Source organism: Pseudomonas fluorescens NCIMB 11764 (assembly GCF_000293885.2).
GTDB classification, from domain to species: domain Bacteria; phylum Pseudomonadota; class Gammaproteobacteria; order Pseudomonadales; family Pseudomonadaceae; genus Aquipseudomonas; species Aquipseudomonas fluorescens_B.
Genome location: NZ_CP010945.1, coordinates 3,331,577 through 3,350,720 on the forward strand (window position 1 = coordinate 3,331,577; position 19,144 = coordinate 3,350,720).

A 19,144-nucleotide genomic window follows, 5' to 3' on the forward strand; every position below is an offset into this window, starting at 1 on the left:
CTAAATCACCGTTTGCTTTTGATGATGGTGCCCAGGCCTTGCAGATAGGCCACCAGCGCGTCCATTTCGGTTTTGCCCTTCACAGCATCCTGAGCGCCGGCGATGTCTTCGTCGGTGTAAGGGACGCCGAGCGTGCGCAAGACTTCCATTTTCTTGGCGGTGTCTTTGCCGTCGAGCTTGTTTTCCACGAGGAACGGGTAGGCCGGCATTTTCGACTCAGGCACCACGTTGCGCGGGTTATACAAATGCGCACGCTGCCAGTCGTCGGAGTAACGACCGCCGACACGGGCCAGGTCCGGACCGGTACGTTTGGAACCCCACAGGAACGGGTGGTCCCAGACGCTTTCACCGGCGACGGAGTAATGGCCGTAACGTTCGGTTTCAGCACGGAACGGGCGGATCATCTGCGAGTGGCAGCCGACACAACCGTTGGCGATGTAGATGTCGCGGCCTTCCAGCTCAAGGGCGGTACGGGGCTTCATGCCTTCGACCGGCTTGTTGGTGACGTCCTGGAAAAACAGCGGAACGATCTGGGTCAGGCCGCCGATGCTGACGGCGATAACCATGAAGAAGGCCAGCAGGCCAATGTTCTTCTCGACTGCTTCATGCTTCATCAGTGAGCTCCAACTACAGCAATCTGAGCGGCGGCTTCGGCTTCAGCCGGGTTCGAGGCACGTACGGTACGCCATACGTTGTAGGCCATGAACAGCATGCCGCTGGCAAAGAACGCACCGCCCAGGGCGCGAACGATGAAACCGGGGTGGCTGGCTTGCAGCGCTTCAACGAACGAGTAGGTGAGGGTGCCGTCGTCGTTGATTGCACGCCACATCAGACCCTGGGTGATGCCGTTGACCCACATCGAAGCGATGTACAGGACGGTACCGATGGTCGCGAGCCAGAAGTGCGCGTTGATCAGGCCGACGCTGTGCATCTGCGCACGACCGAACAGTTTCGGGATCATGTGGTAGATCGCGCCGATCGAGATCATCGCTACCCAGCCCAAGGCACCGGCGTGTACGTGGCCGATGGTCCAGTCGGTGTAGTGCGAGAGCGAGTTGACGGTCTTGATGGCCATCATCGGGCCTTCGAAGGTCGACATCCCGTAGAACGCGAGGGACACGACCAGGAAGCGCAGGATCGGGTCGGTGCGCAGCTTATGCCAGGCGCCCGACAGGGTCATCATGCCGTTGATCATGCCGCCCCAGCTCGGAGCCAGCAGGATGATCGACATCGCCATGCCCAGGGACTGCGCCCAGTCTGGCAGTGCGGTGTAGTGCAAGTGGTGCGGACCGGCCCAGATGTACAGGGTGATCAGCGCCCAGAAGTGCACGATCGACAGGCGATAGGAGTAGATCGGACGCTCGGCCTGCTTCGGAACGAAGTAGTACATCATCCCCAGGAAGCCGGTGGTCAGGAAGAAGCCCACCGCGTTGTGCCCGTACCACCACTGGATCATCGCATCCGTCGCACCGGCGTAGGCCGAGTAGGACTTGAAGAAGCTGACCGGCAGGGACGCGTGGTTGACGATGTGCAGCATCGCCGTCACGACGATGAAGGCACCGTAGAACCAGTTACCCACATAAATGTGCTTGGTCTTGCGCTTGGTGATGGTGCCGAAGAACACCAGACCGTAGGTGACCCAGACGATGGCCAGCAGAATAGCCAAAGGCCATTCCAGCTCAGCGTATTCCTTGGTGGTGGTGTAACCCAGCGGCAAGGTAACGATGGCGCCGACGATCACCGCTTGCCAACCCCAGAAGGTGAAGGCAGCGAGGCTGTCGGAAATCAGTCGCGTTTGGCAGGTTCGCTGCACGACGTAATAAGAAGTGGCAAACAGTGCACAACCACCGAAGGCGAAAATCACCAGGTTGGTGTGCAGCGGGCGTAAGCGTCCAAAAGTCGTCCACGGCAGACCGAAGTTCAATTCCGGCCATACAAGCTGTGAGGCGATGAAGACACCGAGCCCCATGCCAAGGATCCCCCAGACCACCGTCATGATGGCGAACTGGCGGACTACCTTATAGTTATAAGCAGTCGGACTGATTGCTGTGCTCATTCTAAGGTTCCACGGTTTGGGTGTTTTATTAGGAGTAAAAATCGGCCGCAAGTATGGAGAAAGCAGGGGGTCATTGCAACGCGCCATGACCTGGGTCAATGCTTTCAAAAGCTGATTCTGCGGCCTTTCCATGCGCCGCGTAAGGACAAAATCGCCCTCGGACAAAATGTCGCAGCGAACGAAAGTGGTGAGGGGGTCAGGTCAGTTGTAACGGGGTGTGTTCAAACACAACGATCGAGTGACCGACGGCAATTGGCACGACAGCCGGTATCTACCAGCCTTTGCGGCCTGTCATCGAGCAGATTCGTCGAACACATCGGGTTGGGTCGACCTGGAACCGGCTCATGCCAGTCCGCATCGGGGGAAGCTTAGACCCGATTCCGGTGAACCGAAAGGAGGACTAACGGAGGGTGCGACAATGGGTCGCAAAGGGGCAGGGAACTGCCGCATCCGGGGAGAATGCGGCAGTAGAGCTGTGAAGAATTATTCGCTTTTGCCTTCGGCCTGCAAACGCTCTGTATTCAGACCGTGGGACAGGCTGTACACATAAGCGGCCAGCAGTTGCACCTTATCGTTGCCGAGCAGTTCGTTCTGCGCCGGCATATGGCCCTGACGGCCATGGCGAATGGTTTGTTGCAGTTGCGCCAGGCTTGTCCCGTAGATGAACCCGGCCGGTTGCGTCAGATTCGGCGCGCCCATGGCTTCAGTGCCTTTGCCGTTTGCACCATGACAGGCTACGCACATCGTGCTGAACGCTTGCTGTCCGGCCTGCAGATCGGCGCCGCTGTCAGCCGGCAATGGCAGGGCGGCCAGGTCATGACGTACATAGGCAGCAACGTTTTTCACGCCGGCATCCCCAAGGATTTCACCCCAGGCCGGCATCGCGGCCATGCGCCCACCCATGATCGTGGTCTTGATCATCTCGGCGTTGCCGCCCCAGCGCCAATTGCTGTCGGTCAGGTTCGGGAAGCCAAAAGCGCCCTTGGCATCCGAGCCGTGGCACACCGAGCAGTTCGACGCAAACAGGCGGCCGCCCATTTTCAGCGCTTGCGGGTCCTTGGCCACTTCTTCCACCGGCATGGCGGCGAATTTGGCGAAGATCGGTCCGAACTTCGCATCGGCCTTGTTCATCTCCTTTTCCCATTCGTGGACGCCGGTCCAGCCGTCCTCGTAACCCGGCAGGACGCCTTTCCAGTTGCCCAGGCCCGGATACAAGACCAGATAACCTACGGCGAACACCAGCGTGCCGGCGAACAGCATGAACCACCACTGCGGCAGCGGGTTGTCGTACTCCTCGATGCCGTCGAAGCTGTGGCCCATGGTCTGGTCGACGCTGCCCTTGGTTTCGCCCTTGCGGGTGCCGATCAGCAGCCAGGTCAGGCCGATCAGGCTGCCGATGGTCAGTACGCAGATCCACGTACTCCAGAAAGTGGTCATGACCGGGTACTCCTTGTTTCAGGTTCTTGGGTGGCGTCGTCGGCCAGGGGTTCATCGGCGAACGGCAGCAAACGCGCTTCGGCGAATTCCGGGTTGCGCTTGCTGTTGAACACCCACAGCGTCAGGCCGACGAAGGCCACGAACACCACGACCGTGCCCAGGCCGCGGATCATTCCACTGCTCATTTCAAAGATCATGGGGCTCACCTCTTGCTCTTGATGGCAGTGCCGAGCACTTGCAGGTAGGCGACCAATGCGTCCATTTCGGTCTTGCCCTTGAGCGATTCGACGCTACCGGCGATGTCGTCGTCGGTGTACGGCACGCCAAGGGTGCGCATTGCCTTGATCTTGGTTTCGGTGTGGCTGCTGTCGAGCTGATTGGCCACCAGCCATGGATAGGCAGGCATCTTCGATTCCGGCACCACGTTGCGCGGGTTGTACAAATGCGCGCGGTGCCAGTCTTCGGAGTAGCGGCCGCCGACACGGGCCAGGTCCGGACCGGTACGCTTGGAGCCCCACAGGAACGGGTGATCCCAGACGCTTTCGCCGGCGACCGAGTAGTGACCGTAGCGTTCAGTCTCGGCGCGGAACGGCCGGATCATCTGCGAGTGACAGCCGACGCAGCCTTCGCGGATGTAAATGTCGCGACCTTCCAGTTGCAACGCGGTGTAGGGCTTCATGCCTTCCACCGGTTTATTGGTCACGTCCTGGAAGAACAGCGGGACGATCTGGGTCAGGCCGCCGATGCTCACGGCGAACACCATCAGCAACATCAGCAGGCCGACGTTTTTCTCGATTGTTTCGTGTTTCATGGCGGACTCCTCAGGCGATCTGCGCGGCAGCGGCGGCTTCGGCAGGCTGCGAGGCCCGCACGGTGCGCCAGGTGTTGTAAGCCATCAGGAACATGCCACTGAGGAAGATCGCGCCGCCCACCAGTCGCACGACGAAGCCTGGGTGGCTGGCCACCAGGGTTTCGACGAAGGAGTAGGTCAGCGTGCCGTCTTCGTTGACGGCGCGCCACATGAGGCCCTGGGCGATGCCGTTGACCCACATCGATGCGATGTACAGAACGGTGCCGATGGTCGCGAGCCAGAAGTGCGCGTTGATCAGGCCGATGCTGTGCATCTGCGCGCGACCGAAGATTTTCGGGATCATGTGGTACAGCGCGCCGATGGAAATCATCGCCACCCAGCCAAGCGCACCGGCGTGAACGTGGCCGATGGTCCAGTCGGTGTAGTGGGAGAGGGCGTTGACGGTCTTGATCGCCATCATCGGACCTTCGAAGGTCGACATGCCGTAGAACGCCAGCGATACCACCAGGAAGCGCAGGATCGGGTCGCTGCGCAACTTATGCCAGGCGCCCGAGAGCGTCATCATCCCGTTGATCATCCCGCCCCAGCTCGGCGCCAGCAGGATCAGCGACATCACCATGCCCAGCGACTGTGCCCAGTCCGGCAGCGCGGTGTAGTGCAAGTGGTGCGGACCGGCCCAGATGTACAGGGTGATCAGCGCCCAGAAGTGCACGATGGACAAGCGATAGGAATACACCGGACGCTCGGCCTGTTTCGGCACGAAGTAGTACATCATTCCGAGAAAACCGGCGGTGAGGAAAAAGCCTACCGCGTTGTGCCCGTACCACCACTGCACCATGGCATCGGTCGCGCCGGCGTACACCGAGTAGGACTTGGTGAAACTCACTGGCAACTCAAGGTTGTTGACGATGTGCAGGATGGCGACGGTGATGATGAACGCACCGAAGAACCAGTTGCCGACGTAGATGTGCTTGGTTTTGCGCTGGGCCAGTGTGCCGAAGAACACGATGGCGTAGGCGACCCAGACGATGGTGATCAGGATATCGATCGGCCATTCCAGCTCGGCGTATTCCTTGGAGCTGGTGTAACCCAACGGCAGGCTGATGGCCGCCAGGAGAATCACAAGCTGCCAGCCCCAGAAGCAGAACGCAGCGATTTTCGGCGCAAACAGCTGTGTCTGGCAGGTGCGTTGCACCGAATAGAACGAACTGGCGAACAGGGCGCAACCGCCGAAGGCAAAGATCACCGCGTTGGTGTGCAGCGGGCGCAACCGGCCGAAACTGGTCCACGGCAAATTAAAGTTGAGTTCAGGCCAGACCAATTGAGCCGCGAGAAAAACCCCGAGCCCCATGCCGACGATGCCCCACACCACCGTCATAATGGCGAATTGGCGGACCACCTTGTAGTTGTAGGCGGTACTGATAGAAGTGTTCATGGTTCCCCATCCACGGTTCAGCCGAAGTGAAGGCCTGTCTTTGCGAGCAAGTCGCAAGGCAGACGCTTCCTTCGCCTGGAGTTATAGGCAGACTAAAAGCGAGGCAAGCATGGACAAAGAGCACAAGGCCAGTATTGACGGGGATCAATGGGCGCAGTGTGTAGCCGAACATGGCTGGCTGTGGAGCGCCGCCGCGGCGCCGTCATCGACGACGCTGATTCTCGCCCATGGCGCCGGTGCGCCCATGGACAGCGCCTGGATGAACGACATGGCTGCGCGCCTTGCTGCGCTTGGCGTCAACGTGCTGCGCTTTGAGTTTCCGTACATGGCGCAACGGCGTGTCGAGGGGGGTAAGCGCCCGCCGAACCCGGCGCCGAAACTGCTGGAATGCTGGCGAGAGGTATATGCGGTGGTGCGACGCCATGTCACTGGGCGTGTGGCGATTGGCGGCAAGTCCATGGGGGGGCGGATGGCGAGCCTGTTAGCCGATGAGCTTGAGGTGGATGCGTTGGTGTGCCTGGGGTATCCATTTTATGCGGTGGGTAAACCGGAGAAGCCTCGGGTCGAGCATTTGGCTGGGCTGAAGACGCCGGCATTGTTTGTTCAGGGTGAGCGGGATGCGTTGGGCAATCGCGAGGCGGTCGAGGCTTACACGTTGTCACCGAGTATCGAAGTGTTCTGGCTGGTAGCGGGGGATCATGATTTGAAACCGTTGAAGGCTTCGGGGTTTACCCATGAGCAGCATTTGGCGGCTGCGGCGGGCAAGGTTGCCGAATTCCTGCGGCGAGATGCATAACCCTGTGGGTGGGGTTTGTCCGCGATGAGGCCCAGACAGGCAACATCACTTTCAGAGTGACGATAAAAAACCCGGAAGCTTTCGCCGTCCGGGTTTTTGTCTTTCCAGCATCAATCAGCGGTTAAACCGCTCCACCAGCGAATACTGAGTATTCGCCGTCTTCGTCAGCTCTTCACTCAACAACGCCGAGTGCTGCGCCTGTTCCGACGTCTGGTCAGCCAGTTGCGAGATGTTGCTGATGTTGCGGCTGATTTCTTCGGCCACCGAGCTTTGCTCTTCGGTCGCGGCTGCGATCTGGGTGGTCATGTCGGTAATGTGCGCCACCGCTTCGCTGATCCCGACCAGCGCCTGATCCGCTTCCAGTACCCGCGCCACACCTTCTTCCGCCTGGCGATGCCCGGCTTCCATGGTTTGCACCGCTGAGCTCGCGGTTTGCTGGAGCTTGGCGATCAGGGCGTGAATCTGCCCGGTGGATTCGCTGGTGCGTTGCGCCAGTTGACGAACTTCGTCAGCCACCACCGCAAACCCACGGCCCATCTCACCGGCCCGGGCCGCTTCGATTGCCGCGTTCAACGCCAGCAGGTTGGTCTGGTCGGCGATGCCTTTGATCACGTCGACCACGCCGCCGATTTCATCGCTGTCCTTGGCCAGTTGGGTCACGGTCAGGCCGGTTTCGCCGACCACTTCCGACAGGCGCTGAATGGCTTCGCGGGTTTCCCCGGCGATGTCGCGGCCGCGACCGGTCAGGCGATTGGCTTCCTGAGTCGCGTCCGCGGTGCGTTGCACGTGGCTGGCGACTTCCTGCGTGGTGGCGGCCATCTGGTTGACGGCGGTGGCCACTTGTTCGGTTTCGACGCGCTGACGTTCCAGGCCGGTGGAGCTGCTGTGCGCCAGGGTGTCGGACTGTTTCGCCTGGTCGCTCAGGTGCTCGGCAGTGTCCTGCAGACGGGTCAGGCAGGTTTTCAGGCGCGCTTCCTGACTGAGGATCGACATCTCCAGGCGCGCCTGGGCGCCACGGCTGTCGGTGTACATCTGCGCGATCAGCGGGTCGGATGTAGTCTGTTCGGCCAGGCGCAGCAAGCGCTTGAGACCGCGCTGTTGCCAGCTCAAACCCAGCAGGCCCAACGGCACCGAAAGGCCCGCAGCCAGGGCGAAGCCCCACTGGGAGTTGAGTGTGGCGCCGATCATGAAGCTCAGCTGGCTGACCAGAATGAACGGCAGCCAGTCCTGAAGCACCGGCAGCCATTTATCGGTGGAAGGAATCGCTGACTTGCCCTGGTTGATGCGTTGGTAGAGCGCTTCGGCACGCTGGATCTGTTCGGCGGTGGGCTTGACCCGCACCGACTCGTAACCGATCACCTGGTTGCCTTCGAAAACCGGTGTGACGTAGGCGTTGACCCAATAGTGGTCGCCGGTCTTGCAGCGATTCTTGACAATGCCCATCCATGGCAAGCCTTGTTTCAACGTACCCCACATGTGCGCGAATACCGCAGACGGTACGTCGGGGTGACGAACCAGGTTATGCGGCGCACGGATCAGTTCCTCGCGGGAAAACCCACTGATTTCGACGAACGCGTCGTTGCAGTAGGTGATCACGCCCTTGGCATCGGTGGTGGAAATCAACCGTTGCTGAGCCGGGAAGGTCCGTTCGCGTTGTGTGATGGGCTGGTTGTTACGCATGGCTTTTTTCAATCCGCAAGGCTTTGAGAGGTTGTCGGCATGGTCAGGGGTTTATTGAATTTTTATTTCAATAATCAGCGGCGCGTCGCAAAACGACCGTTGCGTCAGCCGGCCAGCATCGGATAGGTGAACAGGCCGAAATGCAGCAGGTTCAAGCCGAAATGCGTGGCGATGGCTGCCGCCAATCCGCCGAAACGGTAGGCCAGACCATAGCCGACACCTGCCAGGGTCGCCAGTAACACCCATTGCCAGCCGGCAGCCAGATGCGCCAGACCAAACAACAGCGAGGCGAGCAGCAGTGCGAGATTTTCGCCATAAGGCAGGTGTTTGAGGTGTCGGCTCAGACCGCCCTGGATGTAGCCGCGAAACAGCGCTTCCTCTACCAGCGTGACCAGCAGCAGATTGTTGAACAGCCACAACCAAGCCTGATCGGGCCATTTGGGGGCCCAACTGATCACGCCCAGCAACAGCGCGCCGCCGAGCGCCAGCAGGGCACTCAGTGTCAGTCCCATCGCGGTGGCAAAAATGCCAAGCCGCAGCGAACGCTGGCCGACAATCCACGGGCAGACCAGCAACAGCCAGAAACCAATCAGCGGTTTGTCCAGGTTCAGGTACATGGAAAAACGCACAGCATCGTCGGTGAAGCGTTGCGGATTGATACCGCGGCCGTTGTAGAAACCGGGAAGCCAATGCATGGCCAGTGCCAGCGCCATGAAAATGAACAGCGCGTGGCCGAGGTAGCGGCCTATGCGCACGTGTTGTTGGCGTGCGGCGAAACCGGCGGTCAGCAATAGCGCAACGGAGATTCCGGCGAGCCAACCGAGGTGGCCATAAGTCAGGGCCAGGCCGTAGCCAAAGGAGAGCAGGGCCAGATGAATCCATGGCAGGGCGAGCATGTGAAGTCCTTAATGTGACGCAAAACAAATGTGGTGAGGGGATTTATCCCCGTTGGGGCGCGAAGCGGCCCTAAATCTGAGTGCATGGTATTTCAGGCACACCGCATCACAAAGTTTGCGACTGCTTCGCAGTCGAGCGGGGATAAATCCCCTCGCCACAGGGCAGGTGATGGTTTGAGGAGGGTGATTATATGGACGTACCCCAACAAACAAAAACACCGCCCGAAGGCGGTGTCTTTTGTCAGCAGGCAGTCAAGACGCAATCAACTGCCGCAACACGTAATGCAAAATTCCTCCCGCTTTGAAGTACTCCACTTCATTGAGCGTATCGATCCGGCACAGCACCTCGACTTTCTCGCGGCTGCCGTCCTCGCGGGTGATGATGAGCGTCAGGTTCATCCGCGGCGTCAACGCCACTCCCGTCAGACCAATGATATCCAGCGTTTCCTTGCCCGTGAGGTTCAGGCTCTTGCGGTTCTGATCCAGTTTGAACTGCAGCGGCAACACGCCCATGCCCACCAGGTTGGAACGGTGAATCCGCTCGAAGCTTTCGGCGATGACTGCTTTTACACCCAGCAGATTAGTGCCCTTGGCCGCCCAGTCCCGGCTTGACCCGGTGCCGTATTCTTGCCCAGCGATGACCACCAGCGGGGTGCCCGAGGCCTGATAACGCATGGCCGCATCGTAGATCGCCATTCGTTCCCCGGTGGGAATGTAAATCGTGTTGCCGCCTTCCTCTCCTCCGAGCATTTCGTTGCGTATGCGGATGTTGGCGAAGGTGCCGCGCATCATCACTTCATGGTTGCCGCGGCGGGAACCGTAGGAGTTGAAGTCCCGCGGTTCCACGCCTTTCTCGCGCAGGTAGTTGCCCGCCGGGCTGTCGGACTTGATGTTGCCGGCCGGGGAGATGTGGTCGGTGGTCACCGAATCGCCAAGCAGCGCGAGGATTCGGGCACCTGCGACGTCCTTGACCACGGGCGGCGGGCCACCGATATCGTCGAAGAACGGCGGGTGCTGGATGTAAGTCGAATCATCCTGCCAGACATACGTCGCCGCCTGCGGCACTTCAATTGCCTGCCATTGCTCATCGCCGGCAAACACCTCGGCGTATTCCTTGTGGAACATCGCGGTGTTGACCTGATTCACCGCGTCGGCGATTTCCTGGGTGCTTGGCCAGATGTCCCGCAGGTAAACAGGGTTGCCGTCCTTGTCGTTACCCAGCGGTTCGCTGCTGATATCAATGCGCACCGTTCCGGCCAATGCATAAGCGACCACCAGCGGTGGAGAGGCCAGCCAGTTGGTTTTCACCAGTGGATGTACCCGGCCTTCGAAGTTGCGGTTGCCCGAGAGCACCGAGGCGACGGTCAGGTCGGCTTTCTGGATGGCTTTTTCGATCGGCTCCGGCAACGGGCCCGAGTTGCCGATGCAGGTGGTGCAGCCATATCCGACAAGGTCGAAACCGAGTTGATCCAGATACTGAGTCAAACCGGCGGCCTTGTAGTAGTCGGTGACCACTTTCGAGCCTGGGGCCAGCGAACTCTTGACCCACGGTTTACGCGTGAGGCCTTTCTCCACGGCTTTTTTTGCCACCAGCCCTGCTGCCATCATCACGCTGGGGTTGGAGGTGTTGGTGCACGAGGTGATCGCGGCGATGACCACCGCGCCGTTTTTCAAGCGATAGGTCTGGCCGTCGTACTCATAGTCCGTTTCACCGACCAAATCCGCGTTACCTACCGCGACGCCGCCACCGCCCTCACTTTCCAGGCGGCCTTCTTCCTTGCTGGTGGGCTTGAACTGCAGACCGAGGAAATCACTGAACGCTTGCGCGACATTGGGCAGCGACACCCGGTCCTGTGGGCGTTTCGGCCCGGCGAGGCTGGCCTCGACGCTGCTCATGTCCAGCGCCAGGCTGTCGGTGAACACCGGCTCCTTGCCGGGCAGGCGCCACAGACCTTGTGCCTTGCTGTAAGCCTCGACCAGTTTCACGGTTTCCAGCGGCCGGCCGGACAGGCGCAGGTATTCCAGCGTCACGTCATCCACCGGGAAGAAACCGCAGGTGGCGCCATATTCCGGGGCCATGTTGGCGATGGTCGCTCGGTCGGCCAGCGGCAGGTCGGCAAGACCGTCGCCGTAGAACTCGACGAATTTGCCGACCACGCCTTTCTTGCGCAGCATCTGGGTGACGGTCAGCACCAGGTCGGTGGCGGTGATGCCTTCCTTTAACTTGCCCGTGAGTTTGAAACCGATCACCTCCGGAATCAGCATCGACACCGGTTGGCCGAGCATCGCGGCTTCCGCTTCGATCCCGCCGACGCCCCAGCCGAGCACGCCGAGGCCGTTGATCATGGTGGTGTGGGAGTCGGTGCCGACCAGCGTGTCGGGGAACGCATAGGTGCGACCGTCCTCATCCTTGGTCCAGACGGTGCGGCCGAGGTATTCGAGGTTGACCTGGTGGCAAATCCCCGTGCCGGGCGGCACCACGCTGAAGTTGTCGAAGGCGCTCTGGCCCCAGCGCAGAAAGGCATAACGCTCGCCGTTGCGCTGCATTTCGATGTCGACGTTCTGTCCGAAGGCGCTTGCGCTGCCGAACTTGTCGACCATCACCGAGTGATCGATCACCAGATCCACCGGCGACAGCGGATTGATGCGCTGCGGGTCACCGCCGGCCTTGGCCATGGCGGCGCGCATGGCGGCCAGGTCGACCACGGCGGGCACGCCAGTAAAGTCTTGCATCAATACCCGGGCAGGGCGGTACTGGATTTCGCGATCGGAGCGACGTTCCTTGAGCCAGGCGGCGATCGCCCGGAGGTCGGCGCCGGTGACGGTTTTTTCGTCTTCCCAGCGCAGCAGGTTTTCCAGCAACACTTTCAACGACATTGGCAGTTTGTCGAGATCACCGAGGCTCTTGGCTGCATCGGGCAGACTGAAGTAATGGTAGATCTTGTCGTCGACTTGCAGGGTTTTAAGGGTTTTCAGGCTATCGAGGGACGGCATTGAAATGACTCCTTTGGGTCCGCACGGCTACGGACTGACGGGACGAACAGAGCTTTAACCTAGCCCTGTTTAGGCGTTAAGGCTAATAACTGGACTCTATGGACAAGTCCGAGGTTCCGAACTCGGCTATCATGCGCCGGTTTTCGTGACAGGCTTTGCTTCAACGCAAGCCTGGGCATCGTGCAGTGGCTGAATTCTTCGCCAACTGCCCAGGAGTAAGAATGAACACCCTCTTTATGCATTGCCGGCCGGGCTTCGAAGGCGAAGTCTGTTCCGAGATTTCCGAACACGCTGCGCGGCTGAACGTCGCCGGTTATGCCAAGGCCAAGACCGCCAGCGCCTGCGCCGAATTCATTTGCACCGAAGAAGACGGCGCCGAGCGCCTGATGCGCGGTCAGCGTTTTGCCGATCTGATTTTTCCGCGCCAGTGGGCACGCGGGATTTTCATCGACCTGCCCGAAACCGACCGTATCAGCGTGATCCTCGCGCACATGGCAGACTTCCCGCTGTGCGGCAGCCTGTGGCTGGAAATGGTCGATACCAACGATGGCAAGGAGCTGTCGAACTTCTGCAAGAAGTTCGAAGTGCACCTGCGCAAGGCGCTGATGGCGGCCGGCAAACTGGTGGAAGATGCGAACAAGCCGCGCCTGCTGCTGACGTTCAAAAGCGGTCGCGAAGTGTTCATGGGGCTGGCCGAGTCGAACAACTCGGCGATGTGGCCGATGGGCATTCCGCGCCTGAAGTTTCCCCGCGAGGCACCGAGCCGCTCGACCTTGAAGCTGGAAGAGGCGTGGCACCACTTTATCCCGCGCGACCAGTGGGACGAGCGCCTGCACAGCGACATGACCGGCGTCGACCTCGGCGCAGCGCCGGGCGGCTGGACCTGGCAACTGGTCAACCGCGGCATGCTGGTGACCGCCATCGACAACGGCCCAATGGCGCAAAGCCTGATGGACACTGGTCTGGTGCAACATTTGATGGCCGACGGCTTCACCTACAAGCCCCGCCAGCCGGTGGACTGGATGGTCTGCGACATCGTCGAGAAACCGGCGCGCAACGCCGCAATGCTGGAGGAGTGGATCGGCGAGGGCCATTGCCGCGAAGCGGTGGTCAACCTCAAGTTACCGATGAAACAGCGTTACGCTGAAGTGAAACGCTTGCTGGAGCGCATCGCCGACGGGTTCAAGGAGCGCGGAATCCGGGTCGAAATTGGCTGCAAGCAGCTGTATCACGACCGGGAAGAAGTGACATGTCATTTGCGTCGGCTTGACGTGAAGAAACCCAAGTCCCGTTAAAAGGCTGTACGCGGTCCCTACACAGGTATGGCGTCATGCCACAGATGACCGAACACCCGGCAATGCGCGACAATGCCGGCCAGTTACAGGAGTGAATCATGAGTGAAATGCTTGATACGCCGGTAGACGGCACCCTCGACGCCACCGGCCTCAACTGCCCGGAGCCGGTGATGATGCTGCACCAGCACATCCGTGACCTCGCGCCCGGCGGCCTGCTCAAGGTGGTTGCCACCGATCCGTCGACCCGTCGTGACATTCCCAAGTTCTGTGTGTTCCTTGACCACGAACTGGTCGCGCAACACGAAGAGGCTGGCACCTACCTGTACTGGATCCGCAAGAAGTCTGATTGACCCACAAAAAACTACGGTGGGAGCCAGCCTGCTGGCGATGGCTGATTCAAACTCAACATCATTGTTGACTGAATCACCGCAATCGCCAGCAGGCTGGCTCCCACAGGGTCAACTCAGCCCTTAGCGGATCCGCTTGCGTGCACTGCGCGTCAGGCGGATCGACAGCATCAGCGCGGCGCAGCTCAGGCCGACGATCAAACCTTGCCACAGCCCGCTCGGGCCACTCGGTGTGCCGAACCAGTCGGTCAGCCCCAGCGCGTAACCCACCGGCAAACCAATGCCCCAGTACGCGAAGAGCGTCAGGATCATCGTCACCCGTGTGTCCTGATAGCCACGCAACGCACCGGCCGCCGTGACCTGGATCGCATCGGAAAACTGGAACAGCGCCGAGTAAACGATCAGCATCGCCGCCACGCGAATCACCGTTGGGTCAGCCGTGTAGATGGCCGCGATGTGCTCGCGCAGCAACAGCATTATGCTCGCCGAAATACACGCGTAAGCCAGCGCCGTGCCCATGCCGACACCGGCGGCGAAACGGGCTTCGCGCGGTTCCTGACGACCGAGCGCCTGACCCACTCGTACGGTCACGGCCATGCCGATCGAGTAGGGAATCATGAACACCAGCGAACTGAAGTTCAGCGCGATCTGATGCCCGGCGACTACGGTGGCGCCCAGGCTGCCGATCAGCAGGGCTATCACCGCGAAGATGCTCGATTCGGCGAACACCGCGATGCCGATCGGCAGGCCGATGCCCAGTAGGCGTTTGATCACTGACCACTGCGGCCAGTCGAAACGGCTGAACAACTGGCTCGATTGATACGCCGGCGCCCAGCGCTCCCAGCCGGCCATGCCCAGCGCCATCACCCACATCACAATCGCCGTAGCCCAGCCGCAACCGACGCCGCCCATGGCCGGCACACCGAAGTGGCCATAAATGAAGATGTAGTTCAGCGGAATGTTCAGCGCGAGCCCGCACAAACCCAGGACCATCGCCGGGCGCGTGCGTCCCAGGCCGTCACTGAAACAGCGCAGCACATGGTAGAACGCGACGGCGGGCAAACCGCTGGCGATGCCGTGCAGGTATTGCATGCACGGGCCGATCAGTTCGGGATCGACCTTCATCAGGTGCAAGATCGGTTCGGCGCTGAACAGCATGCCGGTCGCCATCAAGCCCACCACCAACGCCAGCCACAACGCCTGCCGCACGATCGGGCCGATCTCGCTGTGCGTGCCGGCGCCAAAGCGCTGGGCGACTTTAGGTGTGGTGGCCAGCAGAGTGCCGGTCATCAGCAGAAACACCGGGACCCAGATTGAGTTGCCCAGCGCCACCGCCGCCAGATCCCGCGGTCCGACGCGACCGGCCATCACCGCATCAACGAAGCCCATCGCGGTGGTGGCCAGCTGCGCGATCATGATCGGCAACGCCAGGCTCAGCAGATTCTTCAGCTCGAGGCGAACCCGGGCCGGGCGGTTTATGGAAATGGCGGCGGGGCGGTCAGTTACGGAATTCAAGGGCGAAACGTCCAGAGATATTGAGGCGCGAGCCGGCGCATTCTACGCCTTGACGCAATGGTCAGGAAAAGTCCTGTGTTAGCCATTTGTAATCATTTTTCGAACATTGCGACTCTCCCCCCTGTGGCGAGGGAGCTTGCTCCCGCTGGGCAGCGAAGCGGCCCCAAGTCAAACACCTCGGTTTCAACAGACTCACCACATAGGACTGCTTCGCAGTCCGGCGGGAGCAAGCTCCCTCGCCACAGGGGATTAATGCCTGCTGGCCCATCACGTCCTTCTCCGCCTACACTGCCGATCCGCCAAAGGAGCCTGCCATGCTGATTGTTGCCGACGAAAATATTCCGCTGCTCGATGCCTTCTTCGAAGGTTTCGGTGAAATCCGCCGGGTGCCGGGACGTTCAATCGACCGCACTACCGTCGAACAGGCCGATGTGTTGCTGGTGCGCTCGGTGACCAACGTCAATCGCGCGTTGCTCGAAGGCAGCAAGGTGCGCTTTGTCGGCACGTGCACCATCGGCACTGATCACCTCGACCTCGATTACTTCCAGCAGGCCGGCATCACCTGGTCCAGCGCCCCCGGCTGCAATGCCCGTGGCGTGGTCGATTATGTGCTGGGCAGTTTGCTCACCCTCGCCGAAATTGAAGGCGCCGACCTCACCCGGCGCACTTACGGCGTGGTGGGGGCCGGGGAAGTGGGCGGTCGACTGGTCAAGGTTCTGCAAGGGCTGGGCTGGAACGTGCTGGTCTGCGATCCGCCACGGCAAGCGGCTGAAGGGGGTGATTTTGTCAGTCTTGAGCAAATCATCGAGCAGTGCGATGTCATCAGTCTGCACACACCGTTGAAAAAACACGGTGCCGGATCGACCTGGCATCTGTTCGACAAAAACCGTTTGAACCAGCTCAACCCCGGCACCTGGCTGATCAATGCCAGCCGCGGCCCGGTGGTGGACAACTCAGCCCTGTGCGACGTTCTGCTGCACCGCGAAGACCTGCAAGCGGTGCTGGATGTCTGGGAGGGCGAGCCTGAGGTCGATGTGGCGCTGGCCGACCTCTGCGTGCTGGCCACGCCGCACATTGCCGGTTACAGCCTCGACGGCAAACAACGCGGGACAGCGCAGATCTATCAGGCGTATTGCGATTTTCTCGGGCAGCCGGCGCGGGTCAGCTTGAGCGATTTGCTGCCGGCTCCGTGGTTGTCTCAGGTGACCTTGAACGCTGAGAGCGATCCTGCCTGGGCGCTGGCGATGTTGTGCCGTGGCGTGTACGACCCGCGCCGCGACGACGCGGATTTCCGACGCAGTCTTGTAGGCAGTGTGAGCGAGCAGCGTGCGGCGTTTGACGGACTGCGCAAGAACTATCCATCACGGCGGGAAATTGATGGGCTGCAGGTGCGGATCGAGGGGGATTCGCCGCAGTTGCGCAAGATTGTGGCGGCGTTGGGGGCTGTGGCTGTCTGAAGACCGCGTTGGCTCAATCGCGGGTTTGCCCGCGATTGGGTGCGCAAAACCTGCAAAAAACGCCCACAAAAAACCCGGCCATCAGGGCCGGGTCAAGAAGACGGTGGCTATATCAATCTTGTTTGGCAGGCTTGACCAATCGCTTCTCCAGTTCGCGGCAGGCGTCCTGGATCATGTTTTCAGTGATCGGTACTTCACGGCCTTTTTCGTCAATGATTGAGCAACCCAGAGACTGATCTGGCTGTGTGCGGATCACTTGAATCTTGTCATCGCTGCTGTGTTGCAAGGACATGGCCTGTCTCCTCTTCAGGTTGTGTGCTTACTGTAGAACCGCCAGGTGACCGGGCTGTGACAACTCCCTGCGATCTCTTCTGAGCGGCAATGCCAGTCCACCAGAAATACCGTAACGTTGCCACCCGGACTTTAGACCAATAGCGTCTAGGGGCTGGTCTTTGCGGTCATAATTAACCTGACTCATTGTGATTTACAGAGTTCCCCCCCATTGAGCGGTATAGCCGACCCCTAAACGTGTGAACTGGAACCCCCCCGATGCTATCTGCCCGTCACCGCCGCGCGATTCGCCTGGCCAGCCGTTTCCTTGTGCCCTATCGCTGGCAGGCGTTGGGTGCGTTGCTCGCACTGATTGTCACGGCGGGCATTACCTTGTCCATGGGGCAGGGGATTCGGCTGTTGGTGGATCAGGGATTCATGACCCAGTCACCGCATTTGCTCAACCAGACCATCGGTCTGTTCATGCTGTTGGTGTTGGGTCTGGCGCTCGGCACGTTTGCGCGTTTTTACCTGGTGTCGTGGATTGGCGAGCGGGTGGTGGCCGACATCCGGCGTCAGGTGTTCAACCATCTGGTTTACCTGCATCCGGGGTTTTATGAAGACAATCGCAGCTCCGAGATCCAGTCGCGGCTGACCGCCGACACTACGTTGCTGCAATCGGTGATCGGCTCTTCGCTGTCGCTGTTTCTGCGCAATCTGCTGATGGTGATCGGCGGGATTGTGTTGCTGTTTATCACCAACCCCAAACTCACCAGCATCGTCGTTGTGGCGTTGCCACTGGTGATCGCGCCGATCCTGATCTTCGGCCGACGGGTGCGCAGCCTGTCGCGCCTGAGCCAGGACCGGATTGCCGACATTGGCAGCTACGTGTCTGAAACCCTTGGCCAGATCAAAACCGTGCAGGCCTATAACCATCAGGTCCAGGACGAACAGCGGTTTGCCGCGACCGTGGAGGAGGCGTTCAACACCGCCCGTAAACGGATTTTCCAGCGTGCCTGGCTGATTACCTTGGTGATCGTGCTGGTGCTGGGCGCGGTCGGCGTCATGCTGTGGGTCGGCGGCATGGATGTGATGGCCGGGCGGATTTCCGCAGGTGAACTGGCGGCGTTCGTGTTCTACAGCCTGATCGTCGGCAGCGCGTTCGGCACGTTGAGTGAAGTCATTGGTGAGCTGCAGCGCGCTGCCGGCGCCGCCGAGCGGATTGCCGAATTGCTGCGCTCGGAAAACATCATCCAGCCACCGACGACGGGGCTGGTGACATTGCCGGAGCGAGTGACGGGTAACCTGGAACTGCAAAACGTGCGTTTTTCCTACCCGTCGCGTCCTGAAAGCTACGCCGTCGATGGCTTGAGTCTGACCGTCAAGGCTGGCGAAACCCTGGCGCTGGTCGGACCTTCCGGCGCGGGCAAGTCGACGGTGTATGACTTGTTGCTGCGTTTCTACGACCCGGCCGAAGGCCGCATTCTGCTCGACGGCGTGCCGCTGACTCAGCTCGATCCGCTCGACTTGCGCCGTTGCTTTGCGCTGGTCTCGCAAAACCCTGCGCTGTTCTTCGGCAGCATTGAAGAGAACATCCGCTACGGCAACCCGACAGCGACCCTGGAACAGGTCCGGGAGGCGGCAAAGATTGCCTATGCCCATGATTTTATCGAGGCAATGCCCAACGGCTACCAGACTCATCTCGGCGACGGTGGCCTCGGTTTGTCAGGCGGCCAGCGCCAACGCCTGGCCATCGCTCGAGCGCTGCTGGTGGACGCGCCCATCCTGCTGCTCGACGAAGCCACCAGCGCCCTCGATGCCCAAAGCGAGCACCTGATCCAGCAAGCCCTGCCCAGCTTGATGAAAAACCGCACCACCCTGGTTATCGCCCATCGCCTGGCCACGGTGAAAAACGCCGACCGGATCGCGGTGATGGATCAGGGCAAACTGGTGGCAGTGGGCACCCATCAGGAGCTGATCGCGAGCAATGCGCTGTATGCGCGGCTGGCGGCGTTGCAGTTCAATGATGGAAAGACCGAACTCGATCTCCACCTGTAGGAGCCGCCGCAGGCGGCGATCTTTTAATCTTGCTTAAAAAAATGCCCGCATCAATCGATGCGGGCATTTTTGTTTGCGGCTCAAGGCGACGATCAAA

The 19,144-nt window shown here is 60.4% G+C and carries 16 protein-coding genes; 5 read left to right on the top strand and 11 right to left on the bottom strand.

Annotated features, from left to right (window positions below; translation table 11 throughout):
- Positions 1-5: 5 nt before the first annotated feature.
- From ccoO (B723_RS15290) to ccoN (B723_RS15315), 6 genes are all read right to left on the bottom strand, one after another.
- Positions 6-614 (bottom strand): cytochrome-c oxidase, cbb3-type subunit II, encoded by a 609-nt coding sequence (gene ccoO, locus B723_RS15290; protein WP_017337535.1) that lies wholly within the window; start codon positions 612-614, stop codon positions 6-8.
- Entirely contained in the window at positions 614-2,056 is a 1,443-nt protein-coding gene (ccoN, locus tag B723_RS15295) for a cytochrome-c oxidase, cbb3-type subunit I (RefSeq protein WP_017337536.1), read from the bottom strand. Before ccoN (B723_RS15295) ends, ccoO (B723_RS15290) begins: the two co-directional genes overlap by 1 nt.
- A gap of 483 nt (positions 2,057-2,539) precedes the next feature.
- Complete coding sequence (gene ccoP / locus B723_RS15300; protein ID WP_017337537.1) at positions 2,540-3,493, bottom strand: cytochrome-c oxidase, cbb3-type subunit III; 954 nt, start codon at positions 3,491-3,493, stop codon at positions 2,540-2,542.
- Complete coding sequence (locus B723_RS15305; protein ID WP_017337538.1) at positions 3,490-3,690, bottom strand: cbb3-type cytochrome oxidase subunit 3; 201 nt, start codon at positions 3,688-3,690, stop codon at positions 3,490-3,492. Before B723_RS15305 ends, ccoP begins: the two co-directional genes overlap by 4 nt.
- 5 nt (positions 3,691-3,695) lie before the next feature.
- Positions 3,696-4,304, bottom strand: a complete 609-nt coding sequence (gene ccoO, locus B723_RS15310; protein ID WP_017337539.1) for a cytochrome-c oxidase, cbb3-type subunit II — start codon at positions 4,302-4,304, stop codon at positions 3,696-3,698.
- A gap of 10 nt (positions 4,305-4,314) precedes the next feature.
- Entirely contained in the window at positions 4,315-5,739 is a 1,425-nt protein-coding gene (gene ccoN / locus B723_RS15315) for a cytochrome-c oxidase, cbb3-type subunit I (RefSeq protein ID WP_017337540.1), read from the bottom strand.
- Positions 5,740-5,848: 109 nt separating this feature from the next.
- Between ccoN (B723_RS15315) and B723_RS15320 the strand changes: the two genes are divergently transcribed.
- Positions 5,849-6,535 (top strand): alpha/beta family hydrolase, encoded by a 687-nt coding sequence (locus tag B723_RS15320; RefSeq protein ID WP_017337541.1) that lies wholly within the window; start codon positions 5,849-5,851, stop codon positions 6,533-6,535.
- Between the two features lie 114 nt (positions 6,536-6,649).
- Here the strand turns inward: B723_RS15320 and B723_RS15325 are convergent, their stop codons facing one another.
- The 3 genes from B723_RS15325 to acnA all read right to left on the bottom strand — a co-directional run bounded on the left by B723_RS15325 (position 6,650) and on the right by acnA (position 12,105).
- Positions 6,650-8,215 (bottom strand): methyl-accepting chemotaxis protein, encoded by a 1,566-nt coding sequence (locus B723_RS15325; protein WP_017337542.1) that lies wholly within the window; start codon positions 8,213-8,215, stop codon positions 6,650-6,652.
- Positions 8,216-8,319: 104 nt separating this feature from the next.
- Positions 8,320-9,111: a CPBP family intramembrane glutamic endopeptidase gene (locus B723_RS15330; RefSeq protein WP_017337543.1), complete on the bottom strand. Its 792-nt coding sequence runs from the start codon at positions 9,109-9,111 to the stop codon at positions 8,320-8,322.
- A 252-nt stretch (positions 9,112-9,363) separates the two neighbouring features.
- Positions 9,364-12,105 (bottom strand): aconitate hydratase AcnA, encoded by a 2,742-nt coding sequence (gene acnA / locus B723_RS15335; protein WP_052909693.1) that lies wholly within the window; start codon positions 12,103-12,105, stop codon positions 9,364-9,366.
- Positions 12,106-12,326: 221 nt separating this feature from the next.
- On the opposite strand from acnA, the gene rlmM reads away from it, so the two are divergent.
- Both rlmM and tusA read left to right on the top strand, forming a co-directional pair.
- Positions 12,327-13,400: a 23S rRNA (cytidine(2498)-2'-O)-methyltransferase RlmM gene (gene rlmM / locus B723_RS15340; protein ID WP_017337545.1), complete on the top strand. Its 1,074-nt coding sequence runs from the start codon at positions 12,327-12,329 to the stop codon at positions 13,398-13,400.
- Positions 13,401-13,498: 98 nt separating this feature from the next.
- Positions 13,499-13,750, top strand: a complete 252-nt coding sequence (gene tusA, locus B723_RS15345; RefSeq protein ID WP_017337546.1) for a sulfurtransferase TusA — start codon at positions 13,499-13,501, stop codon at positions 13,748-13,750.
- A 120-nt stretch (positions 13,751-13,870) separates the two neighbouring features.
- Here the strand turns inward: tusA and B723_RS15350 are convergent, their stop codons facing one another.
- Complete coding sequence (locus tag B723_RS15350; RefSeq protein WP_017337547.1) at positions 13,871-15,262, bottom strand: MATE family efflux transporter; 1,392 nt, start codon at positions 15,260-15,262, stop codon at positions 13,871-13,873.
- Between the two features lie 314 nt (positions 15,263-15,576).
- Here B723_RS15350 and pdxB point away from each other — a divergent pair, with 314 nt between their 5' ends.
- Complete coding sequence (pdxB, locus tag B723_RS15355) at positions 15,577-16,719, top strand: 4-phosphoerythronate dehydrogenase PdxB (protein WP_017337548.1); 1,143 nt, start codon at positions 15,577-15,579, stop codon at positions 16,717-16,719.
- A 112-nt stretch (positions 16,720-16,831) separates the two neighbouring features.
- On the opposite strand, the gene B723_RS15360 is transcribed toward pdxB, so the two are convergent.
- Positions 16,832-17,011, bottom strand: coding sequence for a PA1571 family protein (locus tag B723_RS15360; protein ID WP_017337549.1), 180 nt, complete (start codon positions 17,009-17,011; stop codon positions 16,832-16,834).
- A gap of 257 nt (positions 17,012-17,268) precedes the next feature.
- Between B723_RS15360 and B723_RS15365 the strand changes: the two genes are divergently transcribed.
- On the top strand, positions 17,269-19,047 hold the full coding sequence (locus B723_RS15365; RefSeq protein ID WP_017337550.1) for an ABC transporter transmembrane domain-containing protein: 1,779 nt from the start codon (positions 17,269-17,271) through the stop codon (positions 19,045-19,047).
- Positions 19,048-19,144 lie beyond the last annotated feature (97 nt).